Source organism: Candidatus Burkholderia verschuerenii (genome assembly GCF_001189365.1).
In the GTDB taxonomy this organism is placed as follows: Bacteria; Pseudomonadota; Gammaproteobacteria; order Burkholderiales; family Burkholderiaceae; genus Caballeronia; species Caballeronia verschuerenii.
Window position 1 is genome coordinate 1 of sequence record NZ_LFJJ01000254.1, and the last position, 6,692, is coordinate 6,692.

12 protein-coding genes are annotated in these 6,692 nt (G+C 55.9%); 7 read left to right on the top strand and 5 right to left on the bottom strand.

From position 1 onward, the window contains the following. Nucleotides 1–140: 140 nt before the first annotated feature. From BVER_RS26650 to BVER_RS30790, 3 genes are all read right to left on the bottom strand, one after another. A complete protein-coding gene (locus tag BVER_RS26650; protein ID WP_232316829.1) occupies nucleotides 141–779 on the bottom strand; it encodes a DMT family transporter in 639 nt (212 codons plus the stop codon). Beyond that, a complete protein-coding gene (locus BVER_RS30785; protein WP_083452383.1) occupies nucleotides 779–1,216 on the bottom strand; it encodes a DMT family transporter in 438 nt (145 codons plus the stop codon). The genes BVER_RS26650 and BVER_RS30785 overlap by 1 nt, the downstream gene beginning before the upstream one ends. Nucleotides 1,217–1,298: 82 nt before the next feature. After that, nucleotides 1,299–2,216 (bottom strand): DMT family transporter, encoded by a 918-nt coding sequence (locus BVER_RS30790; RefSeq protein WP_083452381.1) that lies wholly within the window; start codon nucleotides 2,214–2,216, stop codon nucleotides 1,299–1,301. A gap of 92 nt (nucleotides 2,217–2,308) precedes the next feature. On the opposite strand from BVER_RS30790, the gene BVER_RS32975 reads away from it, so the two are divergent. Next, nucleotides 2,309–2,761, top strand: a complete 453-nt coding sequence (locus BVER_RS32975) for a LysR family transcriptional regulator (RefSeq protein ID WP_198155408.1) — start codon at nucleotides 2,309–2,311, stop codon at nucleotides 2,759–2,761. Beyond that, on the top strand, nucleotides 2,739–3,188 hold the full coding sequence (locus tag BVER_RS36035; RefSeq protein ID WP_198155412.1) for a LysR substrate-binding domain-containing protein: 450 nt from the start codon (nucleotides 2,739–2,741) through the stop codon (nucleotides 3,186–3,188). The genes BVER_RS32975 and BVER_RS36035 overlap by 23 nt, the downstream gene beginning before the upstream one ends. Before the next feature lie 132 nt (nucleotides 3,189–3,320). On the opposite strand, the gene BVER_RS26660 is transcribed toward BVER_RS36035, so the two are convergent. Next, the gene (locus BVER_RS26660; protein WP_232316831.1) at nucleotides 3,321–3,572 is read right to left on the bottom strand and encodes a type II toxin-antitoxin system RelE/ParE family toxin; all 252 of its coding nucleotides are present in this window, start codon (nucleotides 3,570–3,572) and stop codon (nucleotides 3,321–3,323) included. A gap of 26 nt (nucleotides 3,573–3,598) precedes the next feature. Then, nucleotides 3,599–3,871, bottom strand: a complete 273-nt coding sequence (locus BVER_RS26665) for a CopG family ribbon-helix-helix protein (RefSeq protein ID WP_050455822.1) — start codon at nucleotides 3,869–3,871, stop codon at nucleotides 3,599–3,601. A gap of 228 nt (nucleotides 3,872–4,099) precedes the next feature. Between BVER_RS26665 and BVER_RS31945 the strand changes: the two genes are divergently transcribed. The 5 genes from BVER_RS31945 (at nucleotide 4,100) to BVER_RS31950 (ending at nucleotide 6,531) form a co-directional block, all read left to right on the top strand. Beyond that, on the top strand, nucleotides 4,100–4,261 hold the full coding sequence (locus BVER_RS31945) for a hypothetical protein (protein WP_157056246.1): 162 nt from the start codon (nucleotides 4,100–4,102) through the stop codon (nucleotides 4,259–4,261). Further along, nucleotides 4,254–4,937: a hypothetical protein gene (locus BVER_RS26670; RefSeq protein WP_050455823.1), complete on the top strand. Its 684-nt coding sequence runs from the start codon at nucleotides 4,254–4,256 to the stop codon at nucleotides 4,935–4,937. The genes BVER_RS31945 and BVER_RS26670 overlap by 8 nt, the downstream gene beginning before the upstream one ends. Continuing rightward, nucleotides 4,937–5,611 carry a recombinase family protein gene (locus BVER_RS26675; RefSeq protein WP_198155410.1) on the top strand — a complete coding sequence of 225 codons (675 nt, stop codon included), beginning with the start codon at nucleotides 4,937–4,939 and terminating at the stop codon, nucleotides 5,609–5,611. The genes BVER_RS26670 and BVER_RS26675 overlap by 1 nt, the downstream gene beginning before the upstream one ends. An 85-nt stretch (nucleotides 5,612–5,696) precedes the next feature. After that, entirely contained in the window at nucleotides 5,697–6,263 is a 567-nt protein-coding gene (locus tag BVER_RS26680) for a hypothetical protein (protein ID WP_050455824.1), read from the top strand. An 82-nt stretch (nucleotides 6,264–6,345) separates the two neighbouring features. After that, nucleotides 6,346–6,531: a hypothetical protein gene (locus BVER_RS31950; RefSeq protein WP_157056248.1), complete on the top strand. Its 186-nt coding sequence runs from the start codon at nucleotides 6,346–6,348 to the stop codon at nucleotides 6,529–6,531. Nucleotides 6,532–6,692: the final 161 nt, after the last annotated feature.

Below are 6,692 nucleotides of genomic sequence, written 5' to 3' on the forward strand. Positions count from 1 at the left end.
TTACCCGGAACAATGGACTCCAGTCGTCCCCATATCTCATCGGTCAGCAACATTCGACTCATCTTGATCGCTTACGCAAAAGATGAGATGTAAACACATTTCTTCAAATGTGAACAGAGCCTAGCGGGTACTAGCGGTCACTAAGCGCGCTTCTGCCACGTCGCGATGGCGACGCCCAGCACGGCCACGCCCATCGCCCACCACGCGGCGGGCGGCAGCACTTCGCCGAGAAAGAAGTAGGACAGCAACGCGGCGGCCGGCGGCACGAAGAAGAACAGCGATGCGACTTGCGATACGCGACCCGCGCGCGTCATCACAAGCAGCAGCGAAATGGCGATCAGCGAATTGCAGATGACGAGATAGGCCAGCGCGGCGATGAGGGTCGGGTTCCACTGCACTTCCACGCGCTCGAAGAGCAGCGCCATCGGTGCGCAAAATACGAAGCCGACGCTGTACTGCACGAGGTTCGACGTAAGCGGATCCTGCGCGGTGCCAAAGCGTTTTTCATAGAGCATCGCGCCCGTGATGCCGATCAGTGCGCCGACGGCCAGCAACACCGGGCCAATCGAATCCGCATGCAAGGCGCCGCGCAAAACGATCACACCACCCGCGCCGATCAGGCCGAGCGTCAGGCCGATCCATCGACGCACGCCCACACGCTCGCCGACGAAGCGCGGCGCGAGCACGCCGACGAGGATCGGTTGCAGCGACACGATCAACGCAATCACCGATGTGGCGATGCCCGCCGTCATCGACAGATAGCTGAGGCCGAAGTACATCACCTGCACGAGAAAGCCGACGACGGCGAGGTGCCGCCAAGCGCGCGCATCGGCGGGCCAGACCGGGCGTCTGAAAAAGCATTGGGTTTTTCGGTGCGAAGGAATAGAAGAGTAGCGATTGTCGTGAAAACTGAGATTGAACCTCCGAGGATACCGGCAATACCTGAAGGAAGTAGAGCCGTGCCTTCCGCGATTGCAAAATAGTAAAAGGCTGTCGCCATTACAGCCATTACGATCAAGTGCGGAAGACGCCGCACTTGATCGTAATGAAGCACGCGTTTTTTCCAGGCTACGAAGACCAATGGCAGAAAGCCGAAGAATACTCTCAGAAGAGTAACCTGTAACGGCGTGATTAGCTGCATGGCCCACTTCATATAGATGAAGTTCGATCCCCAAAATAGGCCAAGGAGAACAAACGCTAAGTGAGGTAGTCGCATACATGTATTCTCGTTTGCAACGCATCGTAAAGGTGCAGGCCTGCATCTTTGATACAAACTCGCCGATTTTCAGCATTATGCCTTATGCTGGAGACTTGCTATCCCGTTCACTGGCGACTGGTTTAGTAATCGCAAGAGTGATTCCCCCAATAGCAATAATCGCCGAGCCTAATGCGACTCCTAAAGTAGGCTTCTCGCCGAAAAATAAAAAACCAATCACGCCTGCGAAGATCAACCACGTGTAATCGATTGGACCGACAATCGAGAGTGATGCAAGGCGATATCCCTGAACGATACAATATTGAGCGGTCACCGCGATCGGTCCAAGCAGGGCAAAGAGCATCTCTGTTTCAAATTGGAGTGACCTCCACTGTATGAAGGCAGGGATAGCCATCAGAAGAATGCCGAACATATTTACATAGAGAAGGACTGTCATTGCGCGATCAAACCGCGATAGCATCTTAATCATCAGCCCCTCAACGGCCATCAGCGCCGCGCCAAGGATCGCTATGCAGGCTGGAAAGACATAGGCTAAGCGGAACGCTGTGAACGCACCACGTGATGCCATGATAATCGAGGCCCCAGCGCAGCAAATCGCGACGGCTCCAATGTGCTGCACAGTGAGCCGATCTCTCATAAATAGTACTCCTAGAAGAATAACAAAAACAACATAGAGCAGGCTGATGGCTGTAGCGTCCACAATCGGCATATTCGCTGATGCGTAAATTATCGCGCCACCTCCTGAAGCGCCAAAGATAGCCCTCCATAGGTGAGAAAATGGTTTCTTGCTTCTATAATTAGACAAATGCTCTCTCCGTGCAGCCACGACAGACAGAAGCGTTGCCAAACCGCCAGCGTATCGCAAGAAAAGAATTTGTAATGGACTTACACTCCACCCTGCAACAAACTTACCTGACGCAAAAATCAAAGAAAATAGTGCAGTCCCGATGGTCACCCAAGCAATCGCCTTGAGATTAGTGTACGTATGACGTAATTGCATTGCACTTCCTGAGGGGGCTCTTGATGTCTAATTGTGCTGAATTTGCCTGTAGTGCTCAAACGAATAATTTGTGGGGAGGTTGAGTAAAACTTATGCAGATCGGACGTCGCATTTCTCTCAATGCTGTACGGGTCTTCGTCGCTGTCGCCCGCACCGGGAGTTTGAAGGCCGCTGGTGCTGAACTAGGGGTCACGCCCAGCGCTGTGAGCCATCAACTTAAAAAACTCGAAGATGAGCTAGGCGTTATTTTCTTCAATCGAGGAAACAATTCTGTTTTCCTCACGGGTTCTGGTGAGCGGTTCTATCAGGACGTCGCATCGGCGATTTCGCTCATTGAACGATCGGCTGATGCTTTGTACCGTAACGAAGCCGAGATCAATGTGCAGGCGTCAACGTCACTAGCCCTGCGATGGCTTATTCCGTCTCTAGATCGCTTTCGTGATGCTTGCCCCAAAGTTCGCGTACGTGTGGAGACCGGATCTGCGTTAGGTTTTCCGTCCCCCCCCAACCTCGGATGTCAGTATTCGCTATTTCCGGGTCGGTGAAACAACCGAAGGGTGGGAGCGGCTTGGACGCGATTTTAGCCACCCGGTGTTCGCTCCGAGCCTGCTCGCATCGCGCATCGACGGATGTGAGATTCGCATTCAGGATCTGCCTATCCTTCAATGCGCAGTTGGAAATTGGGATTGGGAACTTTGGTGCGAGACGTTTGGGGTGTCTCTGTCTAACCTAACGTTTGCTCATGAGTTTGACACAGACGACGCGGCTCTTCATGCGTGCGTAGCCGGTCTTGGGGTTATGCTCGCGCCACCAATCCTCACCGCAAGAGAAATACGATCCGGTGCGTTGGTCACACTCTCCACATATGAATCGGTTGAGATGGGTGAGTATTGTTATCGGCGCCACTCTGATTCGATGGTGGCGCAAAATTTCTGCTTCTGGATGGAAACCGAAATGCGAGGCGGTAAATAAACGTCGGGAGGAAACATAAGCTATGTAGCGTCGCGCGGCGCTAAACTATACGGTAATCCATGCGCCAGTGACTAGCACGCCTGCGGCCAGCAACACGAAAAGCAACGCGGTGTTTATCGTTTTCACCATTAGTTAGTATCCCGCTTCTTTTTGATGGCGCACCGCCAAGATGGCCACCGTCCCGCCACTGAGGCGATAGAGTGCGACGTAACCACTGTCCCCGAAATCGATGAGCCATTCGCGGAACTCCGATTCCATGCCATCGACAGGACGACCGAGACGCGGCTGATGCGCGAGCACTTTGACGCCAGCGCGAATCGCTTGGACGGCGCGACGAGCAGCGTTTGCATCCTTTGGCGCGAGAAAGCGGTATAGGCGTTGCACATCGTTCAGTGCGGGCGGCGTCCATATCACTCGTGGCACTTAGGCGGCTCCGCATCCTCACCCGCTTCGAGCCGCGCCATCCAAGCGTCGGCTTCTTCGAACGTCACATGCAGGCCGTTCGCTTGGTAGGCGTCCCACGCTCGCCGGGCGTCCTGTTTGAATGCCTCGCGCTTTTCTTCGCGATCCACGTACTGTGTGATCGCTTCGCGCATGATCCAGTGTGCTGAGCGGTCTCGAAGGCCTGCAAGGCGCTGGAGTCGGGTTCTCAGTTCATCATCGAGTTTAATGGTCGTTGCCATAACGACACCTTTATTCAAACGTAATACCTGTGAATACTATACCGCGCTTTGTTACCCACGTCGCGCCGTCCGGGCAAGTAGGACCTTAAATTTTGGCTAGGCCAAAATAGGCCGCACTTGCGCATTCTTGGCCTGCCCTGCTACGCTAGGTCAGATAGACCATAGCCAAATTGGCTAGGTATCAGCGGAGAAAAGATGATTGGGCATAGCGATGACGAAACAAAGTATGTGGATTTGCTGCTGAAATATGGCGACTTTTTGCTACGCGCACGAGCAGCAGCGGGCTCATGGGAATTTGTCGGATGGAAGCTGGAGCAAGACGTCGCCGCCATTGAACGGAGGCGGCTTCCGCAACTAGCAAAACACTTTGGCGATACCCGGTATGAGTGAGTGCGCTCTGACACTATGGGAGGACGAAAAATACCTTCACGTCCCCGAAGAGCTATTCGATCTCTTGCCAGCGGAATATCGTGCGGCGTTGGAGGAGCGCAAAGAACAAGGAACTGATGCAATACAAAAGGTAGGGAAGGAACTCAATGGCCTGCTCAGGCTATGCAGCACTATTCAGACTGTGGCGAGCCTGCGCTACATGTATGACCGTCTACGAGCTACCACCTTCGAAATCACGACTGAGGGTGCTTTAGAGCAAGACATGCTGACAACGGCGTTCGTCGTGACCTACGCACGATTGTTTGGCAAGAGAGGCGGCGGAGCCGGAATTTCAAGTGGCGAGATACCCGCGCATCTGCGCAATGTTCACGACGCCTTGCTCGACGTACGCCACAAACGCTACGCGCATGACGGTGGACACGACTCAGTCGAAACAGGCATCCGGATCGACTTCGACGAAGCAGGATTTGAGCTTCAATTACAAATGCGCTTCGGTTTTTATGTGGGCGGCAGGAACGAGTGGCAAGACCTTCTCATTTTCCTAGACGAACATATGTACGAACGCGTGCAAAAGACGCTTCGCCGGCTGAAAGAGAAGACCGGGTATGACTGGAAATTTCCTGATGGACCTGCCCCCCAATGGGTAACAGACCAAAATAACCAAGGGGAATCTTGATGCCGACAGTACGCGTCGCGCGTATCTACATGCGTGTGAGTACCGAGCAGCAGGACATTAAACGCCAGGAAGAAATCGCCAAGGCCGCGAAGACGGCCGGCTACTATGTCGCCGGCGCTTATCGAGAGAAAGCATCCGGCGCACGCGCAGATCGACCTGAGCTGCTGCGCATGATCGCGGACCTGCAACCCGGCGAGGTCGTGATTGCCGAGAAGATCGACCGCATCAGCCGCTTGCCGCTGACCGAGGTCGAGCGCCTGGTTGCCTCGATCCGCCACAAGGGCGCTCGCCTGGCCGTGCCCGGCGTCGTTGATCTTTCCGAGTTAGCCGGTGCGGCCAACGGCGTCGCCAAGATCGTGCTCGAATCGGTGCAAGAGATGCTTTTGAAGCTCGCGTTGCAGATGGCGCGCGAGGACTACGAGGATCGCCGCGAACGCACGCGACAGGGCATAGCGCTTGCCCGGCAGGCCGGCAAGTATAAGGGCCGCAGTGCCAAAGCGACGACCCACACGCGGATTGTCGCGCTGCGTCGCGCCGGCCACAGCATCACCAAGACGGCCGAGCTAGCCGGATGCAGCGTTAGCCAGGTCAAACGCGTGTGGGCAATGCGTAAGCGCGAACAATTAGACCAAGACTTGTCGTCCGTCACGAGCGCGCCGAGGCCCGGATCGTAGATGTCGCACCGCACCGCACCCACGTCGCGGCGCTTTTCTTCGGACAATCGGGTCATTTTTACATCGGCGCTAACAGGTGGGCGTGATGCGGCATTCAAACCAGGCAATTACCTCGCAGAACGCAGCGCTGTTGGTGATGTTGATGGGCTTGACGCGTAACGAGCCGTCCATTGTGGAAGTCGACGATCTGCTGTATTCGAAGGGGGTGCTCGACGCGTACCCGCTGCCGGAGGCGTATCTGAAATCGGTGGATATTGGACAACCATCGTGCAAGTTCGCCGAGGTGCTCAGGCGGATCACGGCGGATCATCGCTGCGATAGTCGACTGGCTGAGATCGAGGGCGCGCGGGCAACGGGTACGATGAGCATGCGAGACTTCGACTTGCACCGGCAGTTGGCTATCCTTGATCACGGAAGGACTTCGTATTCCACCGCCAATGATTTCGCGCAGGCTTTGCAGGATGCGGACATGTCATTCTTGCTCAGTGTGCTCGACCGTCCGGACGATACCAACCGCGCGACCAAGCAGTCCGTGCGAGAGGTATTCGGCATCAAGCTTATCGGCGTTCGCGCCGCGGCACGGCGCCGGGCGATCTTCGAGCTGGCTGGCATTAACGCAGACCAGGGAGTCGTTGTCAGTCTCGCAGCGTGAGGCGCGGCGGGTTGCGCGCGAAGTAGCGCGCGCTCGGGAGCGGGCTTTGGTGTCGCAAGTCTGTACCGAGGAGGGTGCAGTCTTGACCGCGGCCGATTGGGTCGATCGCTCGATTGCGCAAGGCTTCTCGGAGACTGTGACATTCCGCCAGGATGCAAGCGTACGGTATGCACTTGCCGACCCGGTGCGACACCTGCAGGTATCACTTCGCGCCAACGACGGGACGCTCGCGTACGCGCGCGTCGCATTGGAACAACGCGCAAGCTGATTCCTTCTTTCAACCACCCGGCTTCGTGCCGGGTTTTTTTGTGCGCCCAGCATGGGCGCACTCTTGCGGGTGCAAGTCGCGCGGCAAGTTGACCACAGCGAGCGAAGTGAAGCGCAACTGCGGAAGGGCGACCGACCGTGGGGAGGAAGCGTGGAGCGAAA

Excerpts from the sequence above, each read along its gene's own strand:
- BVER_RS26665 (WP_050455822.1), bottom strand. The coding sequence starts at position 3,871 with ATGGCAACGACCATTAAACTCGATGATGAACTGAGAACCCGACTCCAG.
- BVER_RS30785 (WP_083452383.1), bottom strand. The coding sequence starts at position 1,216 with ATGCGACTACCTCACTTAGCGTTTGTTCTCCTTGGCCTATTTTGGGGA.
- BVER_RS26670 (WP_050455823.1), top strand. The coding sequence starts at position 4,254 with ATGAGTGAGTGCGCTCTGACACTATGGGAGGACGAAAAATACCTTCAC.
- BVER_RS32975 (WP_198155408.1), top strand. The coding sequence starts at position 2,309 with ATGCAGATCGGACGTCGCATTTCTCTCAATGCTGTACGGGTCTTCGTC.
- BVER_RS26650 (WP_232316829.1), bottom strand. The coding sequence starts at position 779 with ATGTACTTCGGCCTCAGCTATCTGTCGATGACGGCGGGCATCGCCACA.
- BVER_RS26675 (WP_198155410.1), top strand. The coding sequence starts at position 4,937 with ATGCCGACAGTACGCGTCGCGCGTATCTACATGCGTGTGAGTACCGAG.
- BVER_RS26680 (WP_050455824.1), top strand. The coding sequence starts at position 5,697 with ATGCGGCATTCAAACCAGGCAATTACCTCGCAGAACGCAGCGCTGTTG.
- BVER_RS30790 (WP_083452381.1), bottom strand. The coding sequence starts at position 2,216 with ATGCAATTACGTCATACGTACACTAATCTCAAGGCGATTGCTTGGGTG.